Here is a 17,207-nt window from a genome sequence, read left to right on the forward strand (position 1 = left end):
ATCTCACATGACGTCATCTGCCAAGACCAAGGATCAACTGTTCGCCTATCTGGATGAACTGGGCATCTCCCACACCACCAAATCGCACCCTCCTGTTTTCACGGTGGCGGAATCGGAAAGCCTGCGGGATGAAATTCCCGGCGGACATACGAAAAATCTCTTCGTGAAGGACAAGAAGGATCGCTTCTTTGTCATTACCGTGGAAGAGCGTGCGAGCGTCGATCTCAAGCAGGTGCACAAGATCATCGGCGCATCGAGCCGCGTTTCCTTCGGCAGCCCGGAAAAGATGCTGGAATATCTGGGCGTCGTGCCCGGTTCCGTCACGGTATTCGGTGCGGTGAACGATACCGGCCATCAGGTTACTTTCGTTCTCGATGAAGACCTGATGCGTTACGACATCATCAATGGCCATCCGCTGACGAATGACGCAACCACATCCATCGGCCGGGACGATCTTATTCGCTTCCTGAAGGCAACCGGACATGAGCCGCTTGTCTTGAAAGTCACGGACTGACATACGATCTTTGCGAGTAGCAAACGAACAGGCGTTAAGCCCAGGGAGACATCCATGAGCGGTCCGAACAATCCGTATGGCAACGGCTATGGAAGCCAGATGAGCGGCACGATGAGTTTTGCATCCGCGTCTGCCTCTGCGGGCTCCGCTACTGCCTCCGCATCGGCAGGCGGCCTGATCAAGGATACGACCACTGCAGCCTTCACCAAGGATGTGCTGGAGGAATCGCGCCGCCAGCCGGTTCTCGTCGATTTCTGGGCACCCTGGTGCGGCCCCTGCAAGCAGCTGGCTCCGGTGCTGGAAAAGGTCATCAATGAAGGCAAGGGCCGCGTAAAGCTGGTCAAGCTGAACATTGACGATCATCCGTCCATTCCCGGCCAGCTGGGTATTCAGTCTATTCCGGCGGTCATTGCCTTCGTCAATGGTCGTCCCGTGGATGGTTTCATGGGTGCCGTGCCGGAAAGCCAGATCCGCCAGTTCATCGACAAGATTGCCGGTCCTGCCGGGGCCGATGAGGCGGCGGAAATCGAATCGGTTCTCGAAGAGGCCAAGGGCCTTCTGGCTGCGGGCGATGTGGATGGTGCGGCCCAGCTTTATGCCGCCGTGCTGCAGGCTGATCCTGAAAACGCCAAGGCGGCGGCTGGCATGATCGAATGCCTCGTAACCCTCGGCCATGCCGAGCGTGCGCAGCAGATGCTGGATTCGCTGCCGGAAGAGATTGCTGGACAGCCGGAGATCCAGGCCGTCTCGCTGAAGCTCCAGCAAATGGCAGAGGCGCGCAAGCTGGGTGATCCGGCGGCCTTCGAGCATGAATTGTCGCTCAACCCGGATCATCATGAAACCCGCGTGAAGCTGGCGAAGATCCGCAATGTCGAGGGCAAGCGCGACGAAGCGGCGGAACATCTTCTCTACATCATGAAGAAGGACCGCACTTTTGATGATGACGGCGCACGCCGTCAGCTGCTCGAATTTTTCGAGACATGGGGTCCAAAAGATCCGGCGACGATTGCGGCGCGGCGCAAGCTTTCCTCCATCCTCTTCTCGTAAGGTGGAGAGGATAGGGAGTTTGCTCTTGTGAAAGAGCACTGCCGCACCACATATCAGGGATTATATCCTGGGCGATGAAAGTGGGTGACGTCGATGCATGTGGGCAACGCCAGATATGTCAAACGCGAGGATCTGCCGGAAGCCGTTCCCGTTTTTCCGTTGACGGGTGCGCTGCTGCTTCCCGGCGGCCAGTTGCCATTGAATGTCTTTGAACCGCGCTATCTTGCAATGTTCGATGCCGCTCTGGCCGGAGACAGGTTGATTGGCATCGTGCAGCCGGTTCTTGGAGAAGCGGGCGAGGGCATGCGGCCGGCGCTCAGTTCTGTCGGCTGTCTGGGGCGTATCACCTCCTTCGCCGAAACCGGCGATGGCCGCTATATCACCTCTCTCAGTGGTGTATGCCGCTTCCGTGTGATGGAGGAAGTGGGCGAGGGGCATCCCTACCGCACGGTCAAGATCATGCCCTTCATGAGCGATCTCTCCGCTGAAGACGATGAGGCTGCCGTTGATCGTCAGGAATTGTTGCGCGTCTTCAAGGCCTATCTTGAGGCCAACAAGCTTGAGGCCGATTGGGAAAGCGTGGAGCGGGCTGGCAATCGCACGCTGGTGAATTCGCTCTCCATGATGTCTCCCTTTGGCCCGGCAGAAAAGCAGGCGCTTCTGGAAGCGCCCGATCTGAAAACCCGCGCCGAAACGCTGATTGCCATTACCGAGATCCAGCTGGCACGCGATTTCGGCGATTCCGACACCATTCTTCAGTAGGCCGCCGCAATGGATGAAAATCTTGCGAAGGTCGATCCGAAGCTGCTCGATCTTTTGGTTTGCCCCTTGGGCAAGACTCGCCTTGTCTATAGCCGGGAAACCAATGAGCTGATTTCCGAAACGGCACGTCTGGCTTATCCCATCCGCGATGGCATCCCCATCATGCTGGTTTCTGAAGCGCGTCGGATCGAGGATTGAGCCTCCCACACCATGGGAGGCCGAGAGAGAGCCTCAGATGGCCTGTCCCGCCAGCAGGCGCGGATTGTTGGGTGCCTTGGTGCCCGCCGCTTCCTGGATGAAGTAGTTTTTCAGCTTCGGCAGGCGCTCCACGAGCCCCAGACCCAGATCGCGGGCAATGCGGACGGGACCGATATCGTTGGAAAACAGGCGGTTCAGCACATCCGTGGTCACGCCCATGCGGAAGGTGTCGAAGCGCCGCCAGGTCTGGTAGCGTTCCAGAATGTTGAGCGCACCGATATCGAGACCCAGCCGGTCGGCCTCGACAATGGTTTCCGCCAGTGCTGCCACATCCTTGAAGCCGAGGTTCAGTCCCTGGCCGGAAATCGGGTGAATGCCGTGGGCTGCGTCACCGGCGAGCGCAAGGCGGGACGATACGAAGGCGCGGGAGAGCGTGAGGCCCAGCGGGAAGGCTTTCTTGCTGCCCACCACAGTCAGCGCGCCCAGCTTGTGGCCGAAGCGGCGCTGTAGTTCCTCCTCGAAAATCAGATCGTCGGATGCGACCAGCCGGTCGGCATCCGCCGTGCGCTCCGTCCAGACAAGCGAGGAGCGGTTGCCGGTCAGCGGCAGGATGGCGAAGGGGCCGGAAGGCAGGAAGTGCTCTTCGGCACAGCCCTCGTGCGGGCGCTCATGCTCCACGGTGGTCACAATGCCGGACTGGCCGTAATCCCAGCGCACGGTCTTGATACCGGCCATGTCGCGCAGTCTGGAGCGAACGCCATCGCAGGCCACCACAAGGCGGCTTTCCAGCAGTTCGCCATTGGAGAGGGTGAGGGTGGCCGAAGTCGATCCGGCATGGAAGCCGGTTGCCGATGCGCTGTGGCGGATAGAAATGCCCAATCGCTCGCATGCCCCGCGCAGCGCCCGAACCATCGCCACATTCGGCACCATATGCGCAAAGGGCAGGCCCTCTTCCACATCGCCATCGAAGGTCAGGAAAACGGGACGAACCGGATCCGCGGTGCGGGAATCGGTGACGATCATGCGCGTGATGGGCTGTGCTTCGGGAAGGATTTCCTGCCACACGCCCAGCACATCCAGCATGCGGGTGGCGGCTGCAATGATGGCGGAGGCGCGCTCGTCTCTTTGCCAAACCCCTTCCGGCGCGGCCTCGACAACCTCTATGGAAAGATGCGGAGCTGCCTGCTTTGTAGCGACCGCAACCGCAAGGCCTACATATCCGCCGCCGACGATCACCATATCCAGCATCGCTACACTCCTGCTACCCTTGAGAATGATTGCTCTGACATATAGATCAACCTCAGCCCGCTTCCTACCTTTGGAGAGAGTTAAAAATGCCGCAGGCGTCCGAACAGCCCATGGACCAATTGATCGAGACGCTGGATCTGGAGCGTCTGGAGGAAAATCTGTTCCGCGGCGAAAGTCCGCAAATCGGCTGGCAAAGGGTGTTTGGTGGGCAGGTCATCGCGCAGGCCCTGATGGCCGCCCAGCGCACCACGATGGAAGATCGCTTCGTTCACTCCCTGCACGGCTATTTCCTGCTGCCGGGCGATCCCAGGGTGCCGATTGTCTATCAGGTGGAGCGTTTGCGTGATGGCGGAAGCTTCACCACGCGCCGGGTAACGGGCATTCAGCACGGGCGTGCCATTTTCGCCATGTCGGCCTCTTTCCAGGTCGAGGAGCCCGGCTATGACCATCAGGTAGACATGCCTGCCGTCAAGCAGCCGGAACAACTGATGCCAGAGGAAGAATTCCAGAAGATGTTCCTCGCCCATGCGCCGGAGCCAGTCAAGAAATATTGGGGTCGCAAGCGTCCCGTCGAGATCCGACCTGTCAGCCTTGTCCACTATGTCTCGGAAGAGAAGCTGAAGCCGGAACAGCATATCTGGGTACGCACCACTGGCGCTGTGCCGGATGATCGTCATTTTCAGGCAGCCGTGCTTGCCTATCTCTCCGACATGACCTTGCTCGATACGTCGCTTTATCCGCATGGGCGCACCATTTTCGATCCGCGCATCCAGGCGGCCAGCCTCGACCATGCCATGTGGTTTCACCGTCCCTGTCGGCTGGAGGATTGGCTGCTCTACACGCAGGATAGCCCGAGTTCTTCCGGTGCGCGCGGCATGACGCGCGGTGCCCTTTACACACGCTCCGGAGAGCTTGTTGCATCGGTCGCCCAGGAGGGCCTGATTCGCAAACGGGCAACTGAATAATATTTGAGCATTGATGAAAATTTGCCCATAAAATGAGCGCCCAAAAGGCGCTCATTTGCATTTCTCTTGCGCGATTTAATAAATAACGCGTGTTTTCAACCATTTAGTAATGTGGCTGGAATCTGGCACGCCCTTTGAATGTAGAGCGACAGTCGCTGCTAACGCTTCTGCCAGCGGCAAGGAGAGTTCGGCGCTCGCCGATAAACAAAGGACGGGAAACCACATGAAAATCGTGATGGCCATCATCAAGCCATTCAAGCTGGACGAGGTGCGAGAAGCTCTCACGGCTGTCGGCATCCAGGGCCTGACCGTAACCGAGGTCAAGGGTTACGGGCGCCAGAAGGGGCATACCGAAATCTATCGTGGCACGGAATATGCCGTCAGCTTCCTGCCGAAGCTGAAGGTGGAAATCGCCGTGGCTTCCGATCTCGTCGACAAGGCAGTCGAAGCCATCGCATCGAGCGCGAAGACCGGCCAGATCGGTGACGGCAAGATCTTCGTCTATTCGATCGAGCAGGCTGTGCGCATCCGCACCGGCGAAACCAATACAGAAGCGCTGTAAGCACGGCAGTTTCAGGGGAGTTTTTCTAGATGTCGTTCAACAAGTTCCAAACCTCGCTCCTGAGTGCCGGTGCCGCCGCCACGGCGCTTCTGGCACCGGTGATTGCGTTTGCGCAGGATGCCGCGCCTGCTGCTGCGGCCGCCGCAGAAGCCGCGCCGGTTCCGGTGAAGGGTGATACCGCCTTCATGTTCATCTGCACCATTCTCGTGCTGTTCATGATCATTCCGGGCCTCGGCCTGTTCTATGGCGGTCTCGTTCGCGCCAAGAACATGCTGTCGGTTCTGATGCAGGTTACCGTGATTGCCTGTGCTGCCATGATCATCTGGGTGATCTATGGCTATTCCTTCGCCTTCGGTGGCGCAACCAATGCCTTCTTCGGCGGCACGGCCAAGCTCTTCCTCGCCGGTGTCGATCCCACCACCACGGCTGCCACCTTCTCGAAGGGCGTCGTCATTCCGGAATACATCTTCGTGATGTTCCAGATGACCTTTGCGGCCATCACGCCAGCGCTCATCGTCGGCGCCTTTGCAGAACGCATCAAGTTCTCGGCTGCTGTCCTCTTCTGCGTATTGTGGATCACCTTCGTCTATCTGCCTGTCGCCCACATGGTCTGGGATGCCAACGGCCTGATTTTCGGCTGGGGCGCGCTTGATTTTGCTGGCGGCACGGTCGTTCACATCAATGCCGGTGTTGCGGGCCTGATCGGCGCGATCATGGTCGGCAAGCGTATCGGCTACGGCAAGGACATGATGGCTCCGCATTCCATGACGCTGACCTATGTCGGCTCTGCCATGCTGTGGGTTGGCTGGTTCGGCTTCAACGCCGGTTCCAACCTGGAAGCCTCCGGCGGCGCCATGCTGGCAACCGTCAACACCTTCGTTGCCACGGCTGCGGCAACGCTTTCCTGGTGCGTTGTGGAAGCCATCACGCGCGGCAAGTCCTCCATGCTGGGTGCTGCTTCCGGCATGATTGCGGGCCTGGTTGCCATCACTCCGGCTGCTGGCATCGTCGGCCCTATGGGCGCCATTGTCATGGGCGTCATCGTTTCTCCGCTCTGCTACTTCTTCGTATCGGTCGTGAAGAACAAGTTCGGCTATGACGACACGGCAGATGTCTTTGGCGTTCACGGCGTTGGCGGCATGTTCGGTGCCATTGCAACCGGCATCTTCGCTTCCGCATCGCTCGGCGGCGTTGGCTATGTGGGTGAGCAGACCATGGGCGGTCAGGTTTTCGTCCAGATCAAGGCTGTTCTCGTCACGCTCGCCTGGACCGGCATCGGTTCGCTGATCCTCTACAAGATCGTGGACGTCGTCATTGGCCTGCGTGTTCCTGCGGAAGCAGAGCGCGAAGGTCTCGATCTCGCCTCGCACGGCGAAGCGGCCTATCATTCCTGAGTGTCGTCGCGCCGCCTCCATGCGAGGCGGCGCCTGCGCATCCTTCCCCGGAACAGGTCTCATGTGAAACCTGTCCCATTCGGAATGGCTCCGCGCGCCTTGCCCAGCCGCCATCGGCTGGGCTTTTTTGTTTTGCGGTAAACATGAGCCTTCCTGATGTGGTTAAAGCCACGTTAACCAAAAGCGGGTTAGTTTTTCATATTGAGGCGCAATCCGTGCGGGCCGTCCCGCTGCGAACGTGCATCAGCGACCGTAAAACAGGACCATCGGGCAAGACATCATGGGCAGAAGTTCATCGACAGCAATGGCGCATCATTCCACACGCCATGTGCTTGTCGCCTTCATCATGCGGCAGGTGCTGGCCCTGTTGGGATTTGCCATCTTCATCGGGCTTGCTCTTGCGGTTGCGGCGCTCGCCACCTGGAATGTCGCCGATCCGAGCTTCTCCTATGCCACGGATAATGTGCCGACCAATATTCTCGGTTTCCCCGGCTCGGTCTTTGCCGATCTGATGATGCAGTTTCTGGGGCTGGCCAGCATTCTGGCGCTGCTGCCGGTGCTCTCCTGGGCGTTGGCGCTCATCGTCGGGCGCAGCATCCGGCGTCTGCCGGCGCGGCTTGCCGCCTGGGGTGTCGGCACCTTCATGGGTTCTGCCACGCTTGGCTGTTTTCCCGCTCCGCTCACCTGGCCCATTCCGAACGGCATCGGCGGCGTCATTGGCGATATGATCCTGCGCTTTCCGGCGCTGTTCATCGGCACCTATCCCACCGGCGCTTTTGCCATGGTGCTTGGCGTTGTGTTTGCCCTTCCCACTGCGGGCTTCCTTGCTTTTTCTGCCGGGCTCATCGGCAATGAAGACGAGGAAATCGAAGAGGATGAGGACGAAGCACCCTTTGCACCACCACGACGCAAGGCGCTGACCGCCGCCGATCTGGATGAGGATGACGAGGGCTTCAGCTTCGGAAACTTCGTGGCCTTCGGGGCCATGGCGCATTACTGGTACATCACACAGGCGCGCATGCGCCGTCTTTTGCGTCTGCCGCCGAAAAGCTCCAGCCGGTCCGCCGCCTATGAGGCACCGTATGATTTCAATGAAGACGAGTTCGGCAAGCTGAACGAGCCGGTTCGCGCCAAGGTGCGCGCCGGGGATCGGCTTGAGCCGTCGCTGGATAGTTCCATGTCTGGCGTGATGGCGGCGCGGCGGCGCATTGCACCGCCTTCGCTCGCCGTGGATGACGATGAGGAGGATGAGGACGATCTGCCGATGCGTCCGGCTGGCATTCTGTCCGATGATGATGAGCCGGCTTTCTCGGCCCGCAGCCCGCGTGGTTCTGCCCGCGTGGCAGCACCTGCCGCCGGACCGCGTCCGGGTGCGCGCGTGCAGCGGGAGGCGCAGTCTTCCTTCATCGATCCCGAAGGTTTCCAGCTTCCTTCCGTGCATCTTCTGGCAGAGCCGCGCCACGTGGCCCGCGATGCAACACTCTCTGCCGATGCGCTGGAACAGAATGCGCGTATGCTGGAAGGCGTGCTGGAAGATTTCGGCGTGAAGGGCGAGATCATTCACGTGCGTCCGGGTCCGGTCGTCACATTGTATGAGCTGGAGCCGGCACCTGGCATCAAGTCCTCGCGTGTCATCGGCCTTGCGGATGATATTGCCCGTTCCATGAGTGCGATTGCTGCGCGTGTGGCGGTCGTTCCGGGGCGAAATGCCATCGGCATCGAGCTTCCGAACCAGACCCGCGAAACCGTTTATCTGCGCGAACTGATCGGCAGCCAGGATTTCGATAGCAGCAAGGCAAAGCTTGCCATGGCGCTTGGCAAGACCATCGGCGGCGAGCCGGTGATTGCAGACCTTGCCAAGATGCCGCATCTCTTGGTCGCCGGCACCACGGGTTCGGGTAAATCGGTTGCGATCAACACCATGATCCTGTCGCTGCTCTATCGCCTGTCGCCGGAGAAGTGCCGTCTCATTATGATCGATCCGAAGATGCTGGAACTCTCCGTCTATGATGGCATCCCGCACCTGCTTTCTCCGGTCGTCACCGATCCGAAGAAGGCTGTCGTCGCGCTCAAATGGACCGTCCGCGAGATGGAAGAGCGCTACAAGAAGATGTCCAAGATCGGCGTTCGCAACATCGATGGCTTCAACAGCCGCGTGGAACAGGCCATTGCCAAGGGCGAGGTGCTGACCCGCACCGTCCAGACCGGCTTCGACCGCCAGACGGGGGAGGCGATCTATGAGACGGAAGAATTCGATCTGAAGCCCATTCCCTACATCGTCGTCATCATCGACGAAATGGCCGACCTGATGATGGTGGCGGGCAAGGATATTGAAGGTGCTGTGCAGCGCCTGGCGCAGATGGCGCGTGCGGCGGGTATTCACGTCATCATGGCGACCCAGCGTCCATCGGTCGATGTCATCACCGGCACGATCAAGGCCAATTTCCCCACCCGCATTTCCTTCCAGGTCACCTCCAAGATCGACAGCCGCACCATTCTGGGTGAGCAGGGTGCTGAACAGCTGCTGGGCATGGGCGATATGCTCTATATGGCCGGTGGCGGGCGCATTCAGCGCGTTCACGGCCCGTTTGTCTCGGATAATGAGGTGGAAGAGATTGTCTCTTACCTCAAGACGCAAGGGGCCCCGCAATATCTCGATGCCATCACGGCCGATGACGATGAGGATGGCGAAGGCGGCGGACCGGCGGGCACCGCGAACCTGTCCGATTCGGAAGATCCCTACGATCAGGCCGTCGCCATTGTGCTGCGGGATGGCAAGGCATCGACCTCCTATATCCAGCGGCGGCTGGGCATTGGCTATAACCGTGCGGCCTCGCTGATCGAACGCATGGAGCAGGAGGGCATCATCGGCCCCGCCAACCATGCAGGCAAGCGTGAGATTCTGGTGCCGACGGAAGCGGATATCATCGAAAGGTGATGATGAAGCTCCTGTGCGGGAACCGGATCGAGCATCTCGCCGTTGCCGGGTTTGAAAATCACGGCAATGACGAACATGTCATTTGCCTCAAATAATTTACCGGATTGTAGCGTCACAGAGACGCCGCGTTTTTCGGCCAGAACGATACGTGCCAGACCGACGCCTAAGGAGAATAACAATCATGTCGACCCGTGTGTCTAACGCTCTTATTGCCCGCCGTCATATCATGCTGGGTCTGGCTGGTCTTGGCGCTGGCGCTCTCGTCGGCTTTCCAGCGCTGGCGCAAAGCTCTGCGACAGCCCAGAAGATTGCCGATCATTTCTCGTCGGTGAAGACGATGATGGGTGAATTCGTGCAGTTCGGTCCGCGCGGCGAACAGACGGGCGGCAAGTTCTTTATCGAGCGTCCCGGCAAGCTGCGCTTCAACTTTGAAGATCCTTCGCCCATTCGCGTCATTTCCGATGGCGATAATGTGGTCATCGGCAATCTCAAGCTGAAGACGTGGGACATCTATCCCCTGTCCAAGACGCCGCTCAGCCTGCTTCTGGCCAACAGGATCGACCTGTCGAACCAGATGGTGCGCAACGTCAAGGAAGAGTCCGATCTGGTCACCATCGTTCTCGGCAACAAGACCGTGTTCGGCGATTCGACCATCACCATGATGTTCGATCCAAAGACCTTTGACCTGCGCCAGTGGACCATCACCGATGTTCAGGGCAAGGACACTTCCGTCATGATCTACAATGTCCAGACGGGCGTTCGCTTCGACGATAAGGTGTTCACCATTCCTTACAACGAGGTTCATAAGCTCTAAAGTTTGTCAGGGAAAAGTGGTTGCCGGTTTTCCCTTAATGACAAACGAAAACAATAATCTCAAAGGCTGTGTGGTTCAGTATGAACCTGACAGCCTTTGAGAATTCCCGCTGGCGGGCTGCAAATGGCATCGTCTGCGCTTCCGGTGCTCACGTACATTCAAGTACGCTCCGCTCCGGTTCTCGACGCCACCATTTTCGCCACGCCATCGGCAATTCTGTAACCCCGCTGAACGGGCTGCAAATGGCGCAGCCCTCTCACTGGCCCTTGCCCTCCACCATCAAAACGGCCTAAACCTCGGCGCATAAAGGTCCGAGGTTTTTTGCATGAGCTTTTCCGTCACCACCTGGAACATCAATTCGGTTCGCTTGCGCTTGCCGATCGTTGAGCAGTTTATCGTGCGCGAAAAGCCGGACATTCTCTGCCTTCAGGAGATCAAGTGCCGGGCGGAGGAATTCCCGCTCGAGCCCCTGCAAAAAATGGGCTACGAGCACATCATCCTGCATGGCCAGAAGGGCTATCACGGCGTTGCCATTCTCTCCAAAGTGCCGCTGACGGAAGACCATCGCCAGGATTATTGCGGGGTTGGCGATGCGCGCCATATCTCGGCAATTTTCGAGCGCGGATCGCGCCGCATCCGCATCCATAACTTCTACGTGCCCGCCGGTGGCGATGAGCCGGACCGCAGCGTCAATCCGAAATTCGGCCATAAGCTGGATTTCGTGGAAGAGATGAAGGCGTTGAAGGCCTCCACACCGGGCGTCTCCTCCATCCTTGTCGGCGATCTCAACATCGCGCCGCTGGAACATGATGTCTGGTCGCACAAGCAGATGCTGAAGATCGTCAGCCACACACCAGTCGAGACCGAAGGGCTGACGGACGTGATGGAAAAGGGTGGATGGCTGGATCTCATGCGCCAGCATGTTCCCGCTTCCGAGAAGCTTTACACCTGGTGGAGCTACCGCGCGAAGGACTGGGAGGCGGCAGATCGTGGCCGCAGGCTCGACCATATCTGGTCTTCGCCCGATCTCGGTCCCTTCCTTGAGAAGATCGAGGTGCTGAAGGAAGCCCGCGGCTGGAACCGCCCGTCAGACCATGTGCCGGTAACAGCGACCTTCAGGTTTTGAGTGTTCCGCTGCGGCAAGAATCGGGTGTCGCAGTCAATCGCCACTCCCTAATCAAAGGTCTCCGTAACAAAGGAGACTGATATGGGAATTCTGCAAGGCAAGGTCGCACTCATCACCGGCGCTTCCTCGGGCATCGGGCGAGCGGCGGCTATTCTGTTCGCTGCGCAAGGCGCGTGTGTCGTGCTGAATGCGCGTCGCCTTGAGGCGCTGGATGATGTCGGCAAGATCATCACGGCGCAGGGTGGCCGTGTCCGGCTTGTCGCCGGGGATGTTGCCGCCGAGACCACGCAGGAAAAGATGGTGGCTGAAGCGGTCGATGCCTTCGGCGGTCTCGATATTGCCTTCAACAATGCAGGCACGGTCGGCAGCATCAGGCCGCTTGCGGAGATTGACGTGGCGGACTGGCAGCATACGCTGTCAACCAATCTGACCGCTGCCTTCCTCGGCAGCCGCGTCCAGATTCCGGCCATGCTGGCGCGCGGTGGCGGATCCATCGTGTTCACGTCCAGCTTCGTCGGCACAAGCGTTGGTCTGCCCGGTATGGCGGCCTATGCGGCGGCCAAGGCTGGCCTTATGGGATTGGTGAAGGGTATTGCTGCCGATTACGGTGCGCGCAACATCCGCGCCAATGCTTTGCTTCCCGGCGGCACGGATACCGGCATGGCGGGCAATCAGGCGCAGAAGGATTGGGCGGCGGGTCTCCACGCCATGAAGCGCATCGCCGAACCGGAAGAAATAGCGCAAGTGGCATTGTTCCTGGCCGGTCCCGCCTCCAGCTTTGTCACGGGCACTGCCTTGTTCGCAGACGGGGGCAATTCCGCGGTTAAGTGAAGCGCCCGGCCATGGCCGTTGCCGCCCGCGCCAGATCGAGGATGTTCTGGCGAATGCGCGCTTCAAGCAGGCTCGCCACTTGCGGATATTCTTCCAGCAGACGGTGGAAGAGGGTGCGCGGAATGCGCACCACTTCTCCATCTTCGGCGGCAATGGCGGTGAACTTGCGTTCCACCATGGTCACCAGCGCCAGTTCTGAAAGAAGCGTGCCGGGCTCGGCACGGTCCTTCAGTTCGGCAATCCCGTCGCGGCCTTCGGAGTAGAGATCGATGCGCCCGCGCGCGACGACGAAGGCGCATTCGGCGGGTGAGTGCTCGCGAAACAGGGCTTGCCCCTTTTGCACATTGCGCCGCTCCGCACCAAAGGCGATCAGCCGAAGCTGGTCGCCATCAAGGCCCTGGAACAGCGGAACCTGGGAGAGGAGCTGTATGTCGTCGCTGAGCGCCATCGGCGGTTTTGCCTTTACGGTACGATCTTGTAGCCGCCGTTTTCCGTCACCAGAATCTCGGCATTCGAGGGATCACGCTCGATCTTCTGGCGCAGGCGGTAGACATGCGTTTCCAGCGTATGGGTCGTGACGCCGGAGTTATAACCCCAGACTTCCTCCAGAAGAATATCCCTGGTCACAACTTTCTGGCCGGCCCGGTACAGATAGCGGATAATGGCGGCTTCCTTTTCCGTCAGGCGGATCTTCTTGCCGTCATCGGTGGTCAGAAGCTTCTGGCTTGGCTTGAACACGTACGGGCCGACGGTGAAGGTCGCATCCTCGCTCTGCTCGTATTGGCGAAGCTGCGCGCGCATGCGTGCCAGAAGAACGGCGAAGCGGAAGGGCTTCGTCACGTAATCATTGGCACCGGCTTCCAGCCCGAGGATCGTGTCGGAATCGGTATCATGGCCCGTCAGCATGATGATCGGCGCCTTGAAGCCGCCCTTGCGCATCAGCTTCACAGCTTCCCGTCCATCCATATCGGGAAGACCGACATCCATGATCAGAAGATCGACCTGGGTTGCCTTGGCGGTTGCCATGGCCTTGGTCGCCGTGGCTTCCTGCAGGAGGCTGAATTCCTCGTAGAGCGAAAGTTGCTCGACCAGCGTCTCGCGCAGGTCGTTGTCGTCATCCACCAGCAGTACCGTCCGCGCTGCCATCGATATCTTCGCCTTCCTTAAGGTTATGCCGAATGGTTCGGCAGCTTCGCTTCAACTGTCATCGTGCTATGATTTCAAACCAAATCATATCCAAAGCAATTGTGTGTGAGACAAAATGGGTGGGAAAAAGGCCAAGAACAAGGGGCAGCTCATCACGGTACATCAAAGCCCCGTCAGTCGCTCGCGCGCAGTGGTCGCACTTGGCCCGATCCGTGTCCCCGCAGCCATCGGCAGAAGCGGCCGCAGCAGCCGGAAAAGAGAGGGAGATGGCGCGACACCCATTGCCGAAATGAAGCTCCTCGGCGGCTTTGTCCGGGGCGGCAGGCTTCCCGCGCTTCAAAGCCCTCTGCCGCTCACGCGTATTCGTAAGGATATGCTGTGGTGCGATGCACCGCGCCACCCCGCCTATAACCGCCTTGTGCGGGCGCCCTTCAAGGCCAGTCATGAGGAAATGTACCGCACTGACGGGCTTTATGATGTCTGTCTGGTGCTGGATTGGAACATCCGATCACGGGCGCGTTACCGTGGTTCAGCCATCTTTTTCCATCTCATAAGGCCGGGCTATGAGCCCACCGCAGGCTGCGTTGCCGTTTCGGTGAAGGATATGCGCCGCCTGTTGCCGCATCTGCGCAAGGGCACGCGGATCCGCGTTCTCTGAGATTTGGATGGATTTGGGGAAACTGTCGCATCCCTGAAATATGCCGCCTCTAGGTTTGAATGGCTCTAAACAGCCAAAAAAATGGAGGCCGTTCGATGAACGAACATATGACGCACAAGCCTTTCCCGACAACGCAGCTCGAAGAAGCGGACGGTGAAGGCCACAATGCCAGCGATAACGCCACCATGGGCGAGATCATTTCGAAGCGCTTCTCGCGCCGCAACTTCCTGCAGGGTTCGCTTGCCGTGTCGGCGATTGCAGCCACCGTCAGCCCCGTGGCGCTGATGAGCGCCGATGAAGCGCGCGCTGCAGGCAAGGCCGGCTCTGCCTTCAACTTCAACGAAGTAGAGGCTGGCGTGGATGCCAAGCACCACGTTGCCGAAGGCTATAATGCCGATATTCTCCTGCGTTGGGGCGATGCAGTCCTGCCGGGCGCTCCGGAATTCGATCCCTTGAAGCAGACGGCGGACGCCCAGTCGAAGCAGTTCGGCTACAACAACGATTATGTCGGCTTCATTCCGCTGGAAGGCTCTTCCACGCATGGCCTTCTGGTCGTGAACCACGAATACACCAATCCGCATCTCATGTTCCCCGGTCTGGTGAAGGTTGTCGATGGCAAGATCAGCCAGGGCAAGCTTTCCAAGGAGCAGGTGGATGTCGAGATGGCGGCCCATGGCGGCACGATCATCGAAATCCGCAAGGTCGATGGCAAGTGGAAGCCGGTGACGGACGGCAAGATGAACCGTCGCATCACCTCCAACACGGCCATGGAAATCACCGGCCCTGCTGCTGGCCATGATCGCCTGAAGACCTCGGCCGATCCGACCGGCACGAAGGTGTTTGGCACGCTGAACAACTGTGCGGGCGGGGTGACCCCGTGGGGCACCTACATCATGGCGGAAGAGAACTTCCACGGCTACTTCCAGGGCAAGCTGCCGGAAGGACACGCCGAGGCCGCCAACTACAAGCGTTACGGCGTGCCGGAAGGCTCCTACGAGTGGGGCAACTTCTACGACCGCTTCGATCTTTCCAAGGAGCCGAACGAGCCGAACCGCTTCGGCTGGATCGTGGAAGTCGATGCCATGGATCCGACCTCGACGCCGAAGAAGCGCACGGCGCTGGGCCGCTTCAAGCACGAAGGTGCGGAGAGCATTGTTTCGAAAAGCGGCAAGGTCGTCTTCTATCTCGGTGACGACGAGCGCTTCGATTACGTCTACAAGTTCGTCACCGACGGCACCTTCAACCCGAACGACCGCAAGGCCAATATGGACCTGCTCGACAAGGGCACGCTCTATGTCGCCAAGTTCGAGGAAGATGGCACCATGAAGTGGCTGCCTATGGTTCATGGCCAGGGCCCGCTCACCGCGGAGAACGGCTTCAAGAGCCAGGCGGATGTGCTGATCGAAACCCGTCGCGCTGGCGACCTTCTGGGCGCCACCAAGATGGACCGTCCGGAAGATATCCAGCCCAACAGCGTCAACGGCAAGGTCTATGTCATGTTGACGAACAACACCAAGCGCAAGGCGGATCAGGTGAATGCCGCCAATCCGCGTGCGGAAAACGCGTTCGGCCACATCATCGAGATTGCCGAAAACGACAACGACTTCGCCGCGACTGCAGGCAAGTGGGAAGTGCTTCTGAAGTGCGGCGATCCGTCGGTCGCAGCAGTCGGTGCCACCTTCTCCACGGAAACCACCAAGAATGGCTGGTTCGGCATGCCGGATAACTGTGCGGTCGATTCCGCCGGTCGTCTGTGGGTCGCCACCGATGGCAACAGCCCGAAGGGTACCGGTCGTACCGATGGCCTCTGGGCTGTCGATACGGAAGGTTCGGCCCGCGCAACGTCCAAGCTCTTCTTCCGCGTGCCGGTCGGCGCTGAAATGTGCGGCCCGCTGTTCACGCCGGATGATGAGACGGCCTTCGTTGCCGTTCAGCATCCGGGCGATGGCGGTGAGGACTGGGAAGGCCACGGCCGTCCGTCCTACTACGAAGACCTCTCCACCCGCTGGCCGGATTTCAAGCCGGATATGCCGGTGCGCCCTGCCGTTGTGGCCATCACCAAGATCGGCGGCGGCAAGATTGCCGTCTGATTGAGATGAAACGAGGCCCCGCGATCATGAAGGTTGCGGGGCCTCTTCTGTTATTATCGCCCGATCGCAATTGCGCCCACTGCCACGATCACGCAGGCGATGATGCGCTTCGGGGTCAGTGTCTCGCCGAGAAACAGCCTTCCGATAATCATGGCAAACACCACGCTGGTTTCGCGAATGGCGGTGATCGGGCCTGCCGGTCCCATGGAATAGGCAATGATCACCACGCCATAGGCGATCAGAACGAAGACCCCGGCCAGCAGCGCCTTCTTGCATTCGCGGTCGGCCAAATTCATGCGGAACGGCCCGCGCATGATCGTGTAGGCCAAGATCAGAGCCACGCCGTAAGTGAAGAGAACCCAGGCGGCATAGGCTTTCGGATCGGCAAAATGGCGCACTCCGTTGGAATCCACCGTGGCATAGGTCGCGATGATCACACCCGTCAGCAGCGCCCACAGGATGGAGCTCAAGGGTGCCCGATGCTGTCCGATGGAAAGGCTCATGATGCCGATGGCCACCAGCGCCACGCCAATCAGCTGGCCGCCTGTCAGAACCTGCCCGGTAATGAGAAAGCCCCCAAAGGAGACCAGAAGCGGCACAGAGCCGCGCACGATGGGATAGACCTGGCCTAGATCCCCTAGCCGATAGGCGAAAACAAGGAAGACGCTGTAGGCCACCTGCAACAGCGCAGACGTCAGGATGAAGCCAAAGCCCGTCAGGCTCGGAAGCGGATAGTAAAGCATCAGCGGCAAAGCGGCCACGATGCCCGTCACGCCCATCACCGTAATGGACCAGAGACGGTCGGCCCCGGACCGCAAAAAGGCATTCCAGCTGGCATGCATGACAGCCGCCGTCAGCGCGAGCGCAATGACGGTCGGGCTCATCGATGAGCCCACAGGCAGGTGAGAATGGGC

The 17,207-nt window shown here is 59.5% G+C and carries 17 protein-coding genes; 13 read left to right on the forward strand and 4 right to left on the reverse strand.

Annotation, left to right across the window (positions count from 1 at the left end; genetic code table 11):
* The first annotated feature begins 7 nt into the window (after positions 1-7).
* The 4 genes from ACFSE1_RS12665 to ACFSE1_RS12680 all read left to right on the forward strand — a co-directional run bounded on the left by ACFSE1_RS12665 (position 8) and on the right by ACFSE1_RS12680 (position 2,521).
* Entirely contained in the window at positions 8-514 is a 507-nt protein-coding gene (locus ACFSE1_RS12665; RefSeq protein WP_377402210.1) for a prolyl-tRNA synthetase associated domain-containing protein, read from the forward strand.
* 54 nt (positions 515-568) lie between these two features.
* The gene (gene trxA / locus ACFSE1_RS12670; protein ID WP_377401717.1) at positions 569-1,561 is read left to right on the forward strand and encodes a thioredoxin; all 993 of its coding nucleotides are present in this window, start codon (positions 569-571) and stop codon (positions 1,559-1,561) included.
* 93 nt (positions 1,562-1,654) lie between these two features.
* Positions 1,655-2,323: an LON peptidase substrate-binding domain-containing protein gene (locus tag ACFSE1_RS12675; RefSeq protein WP_377401720.1), complete on the forward strand. Its 669-nt coding sequence runs from the start codon at positions 1,655-1,657 to the stop codon at positions 2,321-2,323.
* Between the two features lie 9 nt (positions 2,324-2,332).
* The gene (locus tag ACFSE1_RS12680) at positions 2,333-2,521 is read left to right on the forward strand and encodes a Trm112 family protein (RefSeq protein ID WP_377401723.1); all 189 of its coding nucleotides are present in this window, start codon (positions 2,333-2,335) and stop codon (positions 2,519-2,521) included.
* A 33-nt stretch (positions 2,522-2,554) separates the two neighbouring features.
* On the opposite strand, the gene ACFSE1_RS12685 is transcribed toward ACFSE1_RS12680, so the two are convergent.
* A complete protein-coding gene (locus ACFSE1_RS12685) occupies positions 2,555-3,769 on the reverse strand; it encodes a ubiquinone biosynthesis hydroxylase (protein ID WP_377401726.1) in 1,215 nt (404 codons plus the stop codon).
* Positions 3,770-3,855: 86 nt separating this feature from the next.
* Between ACFSE1_RS12685 and tesB the strand changes: the two genes are divergently transcribed.
* The 7 genes from tesB to ACFSE1_RS12720 all read left to right on the forward strand — a co-directional run bounded on the left by tesB (position 3,856) and on the right by ACFSE1_RS12720 (position 12,399).
* A complete protein-coding gene (gene tesB, locus ACFSE1_RS12690; RefSeq protein WP_377401729.1) occupies positions 3,856-4,734 on the forward strand; it encodes an acyl-CoA thioesterase II in 879 nt (292 codons plus the stop codon).
* Positions 4,735-4,957: 223 nt separating this feature from the next.
* Positions 4,958-5,296 (forward strand): P-II family nitrogen regulator, encoded by a 339-nt coding sequence (locus ACFSE1_RS12695; RefSeq protein ID WP_377401732.1) that lies wholly within the window; start codon positions 4,958-4,960, stop codon positions 5,294-5,296.
* Between the two features lie 29 nt (positions 5,297-5,325).
* Positions 5,326-6,690, forward strand: a complete 1,365-nt coding sequence (locus tag ACFSE1_RS12700; protein ID WP_377401735.1) for an ammonium transporter — start codon at positions 5,326-5,328, stop codon at positions 6,688-6,690.
* 280 nt (positions 6,691-6,970) lie between these two features.
* On the forward strand, positions 6,971-9,628 hold the full coding sequence (locus tag ACFSE1_RS12705; RefSeq protein ID WP_377401738.1) for an FtsK/SpoIIIE family DNA translocase: 2,658 nt from the start codon (positions 6,971-6,973) through the stop codon (positions 9,626-9,628).
* A 226-nt stretch (positions 9,629-9,854) separates the two neighbouring features.
* Positions 9,855-10,442 (forward strand): outer membrane lipoprotein carrier protein LolA, encoded by a 588-nt coding sequence (locus ACFSE1_RS12710; RefSeq protein WP_377402213.1) that lies wholly within the window; start codon positions 9,855-9,857, stop codon positions 10,440-10,442.
* Between the two features lie 325 nt (positions 10,443-10,767).
* A complete protein-coding gene (locus ACFSE1_RS12715; RefSeq protein WP_377401741.1) occupies positions 10,768-11,568 on the forward strand; it encodes an exodeoxyribonuclease III in 801 nt (266 codons plus the stop codon).
* Positions 11,569-11,649: 81 nt separating this feature from the next.
* Entirely contained in the window at positions 11,650-12,399 is a 750-nt protein-coding gene (locus ACFSE1_RS12720) for an SDR family oxidoreductase (RefSeq protein ID WP_377401744.1), read from the forward strand.
* Here ACFSE1_RS12720 and ACFSE1_RS12725 read toward each other — a convergent pair.
* Positions 12,392-12,847 carry a cyclic nucleotide-binding domain-containing protein gene (locus ACFSE1_RS12725; protein WP_377401747.1) on the reverse strand — a complete coding sequence of 152 codons (456 nt, stop codon included), beginning with the start codon at positions 12,845-12,847 and terminating at the stop codon, positions 12,392-12,394. The genes ACFSE1_RS12720 and ACFSE1_RS12725 overlap by 8 nt on opposite strands.
* A gap of 14 nt (positions 12,848-12,861) precedes the next feature.
* Positions 12,862-13,545 carry a response regulator transcription factor gene (locus ACFSE1_RS12730; protein ID WP_377401750.1) on the reverse strand — a complete coding sequence of 228 codons (684 nt, stop codon included), beginning with the start codon at positions 13,543-13,545 and terminating at the stop codon, positions 12,862-12,864.
* 115 nt (positions 13,546-13,660) lie between these two features.
* Between ACFSE1_RS12730 and ACFSE1_RS12735 the strand changes: the two genes are divergently transcribed.
* Entirely contained in the window at positions 13,661-14,203 is a 543-nt protein-coding gene (locus ACFSE1_RS12735) for a L,D-transpeptidase family protein (protein WP_377401753.1), read from the forward strand.
* Positions 14,204-14,298: 95 nt separating this feature from the next.
* Positions 14,299-16,293, forward strand: coding sequence for a PhoX family protein (locus ACFSE1_RS12740; RefSeq protein WP_377401756.1), 1,995 nt, complete (start codon positions 14,299-14,301; stop codon positions 16,291-16,293).
* 53 nt (positions 16,294-16,346) lie between these two features.
* On the opposite strand, the gene ACFSE1_RS12745 is transcribed toward ACFSE1_RS12740, so the two are convergent.
* The gene (locus ACFSE1_RS12745; protein WP_377401759.1) at positions 16,347-17,177 is read right to left on the reverse strand and encodes an EamA family transporter; all 831 of its coding nucleotides are present in this window, start codon (positions 17,175-17,177) and stop codon (positions 16,347-16,349) included.
* Positions 17,178-17,207: the final 30 nt, after the last annotated feature.

Origin of the sequence: Affinirhizobium helianthi, from assembly GCF_042680945.1 — a bacterium.
Taxonomy (GTDB): domain Bacteria; phylum Pseudomonadota; class Alphaproteobacteria; order Rhizobiales; family Rhizobiaceae; genus Neorhizobium; species Neorhizobium helianthi.

What these genes read in the sequence shown, in the direction of transcription:
- ACFSE1_RS12665 (WP_377402210.1), top strand. Translation starts at nt 8, where the DNA reads ATGACGTCATCTGCCAAGACCAAGGATCAACTGTTCGCCTATCTGGAT.
- trxA (WP_377401717.1), top strand. Translation starts at nt 569, where the DNA reads ATGAGCGGTCCGAACAATCCGTATGGCAACGGCTATGGAAGCCAGATG.
- ACFSE1_RS12675 (WP_377401720.1), top strand. Translation starts at nt 1,655, where the DNA reads ATGCATGTGGGCAACGCCAGATATGTCAAACGCGAGGATCTGCCGGAA.
- ACFSE1_RS12680 (WP_377401723.1), top strand. Translation starts at nt 2,333, where the DNA reads ATGGATGAAAATCTTGCGAAGGTCGATCCGAAGCTGCTCGATCTTTTG.
- ACFSE1_RS12685 (WP_377401726.1), bottom strand. Translation starts at nt 3,769, where the DNA reads ATGCTGGATATGGTGATCGTCGGCGGCGGATATGTAGGCCTTGCGGTT.
- tesB (WP_377401729.1), top strand. Translation starts at nt 3,856, where the DNA reads ATGCCGCAGGCGTCCGAACAGCCCATGGACCAATTGATCGAGACGCTG.
- ACFSE1_RS12695 (WP_377401732.1), top strand. Translation starts at nt 4,958, where the DNA reads ATGAAAATCGTGATGGCCATCATCAAGCCATTCAAGCTGGACGAGGTG.
- ACFSE1_RS12700 (WP_377401735.1), top strand. Translation starts at nt 5,326, where the DNA reads ATGTCGTTCAACAAGTTCCAAACCTCGCTCCTGAGTGCCGGTGCCGCC.
- ACFSE1_RS12705 (WP_377401738.1), top strand. Translation starts at nt 6,971, where the DNA reads ATGGGCAGAAGTTCATCGACAGCAATGGCGCATCATTCCACACGCCAT.
- ACFSE1_RS12710 (WP_377402213.1), top strand. Translation starts at nt 9,855, where the DNA reads ATGCTGGGTCTGGCTGGTCTTGGCGCTGGCGCTCTCGTCGGCTTTCCA.
- ACFSE1_RS12715 (WP_377401741.1), top strand. Translation starts at nt 10,768, where the DNA reads ATGAGCTTTTCCGTCACCACCTGGAACATCAATTCGGTTCGCTTGCGC.
- ACFSE1_RS12720 (WP_377401744.1), top strand. Translation starts at nt 11,650, where the DNA reads ATGGGAATTCTGCAAGGCAAGGTCGCACTCATCACCGGCGCTTCCTCG.
- ACFSE1_RS12725 (WP_377401747.1), bottom strand. Translation starts at nt 12,847, where the DNA reads ATGGCGCTCAGCGACGACATACAGCTCCTCTCCCAGGTTCCGCTGTTC.
- ACFSE1_RS12730 (WP_377401750.1), bottom strand. Translation starts at nt 13,545, where the DNA reads ATGGCAGCGCGGACGGTACTGCTGGTGGATGACGACAACGACCTGCGC.
- ACFSE1_RS12735 (WP_377401753.1), top strand. Translation starts at nt 13,661, where the DNA reads ATGGGTGGGAAAAAGGCCAAGAACAAGGGGCAGCTCATCACGGTACAT.
- ACFSE1_RS12740 (WP_377401756.1), top strand. Translation starts at nt 14,299, where the DNA reads ATGAACGAACATATGACGCACAAGCCTTTCCCGACAACGCAGCTCGAA.
- ACFSE1_RS12745 (WP_377401759.1), bottom strand. Translation starts at nt 17,177, where the DNA reads ATGAGCCCGACCGTCATTGCGCTCGCGCTGACGGCGGCTGTCATGCAT.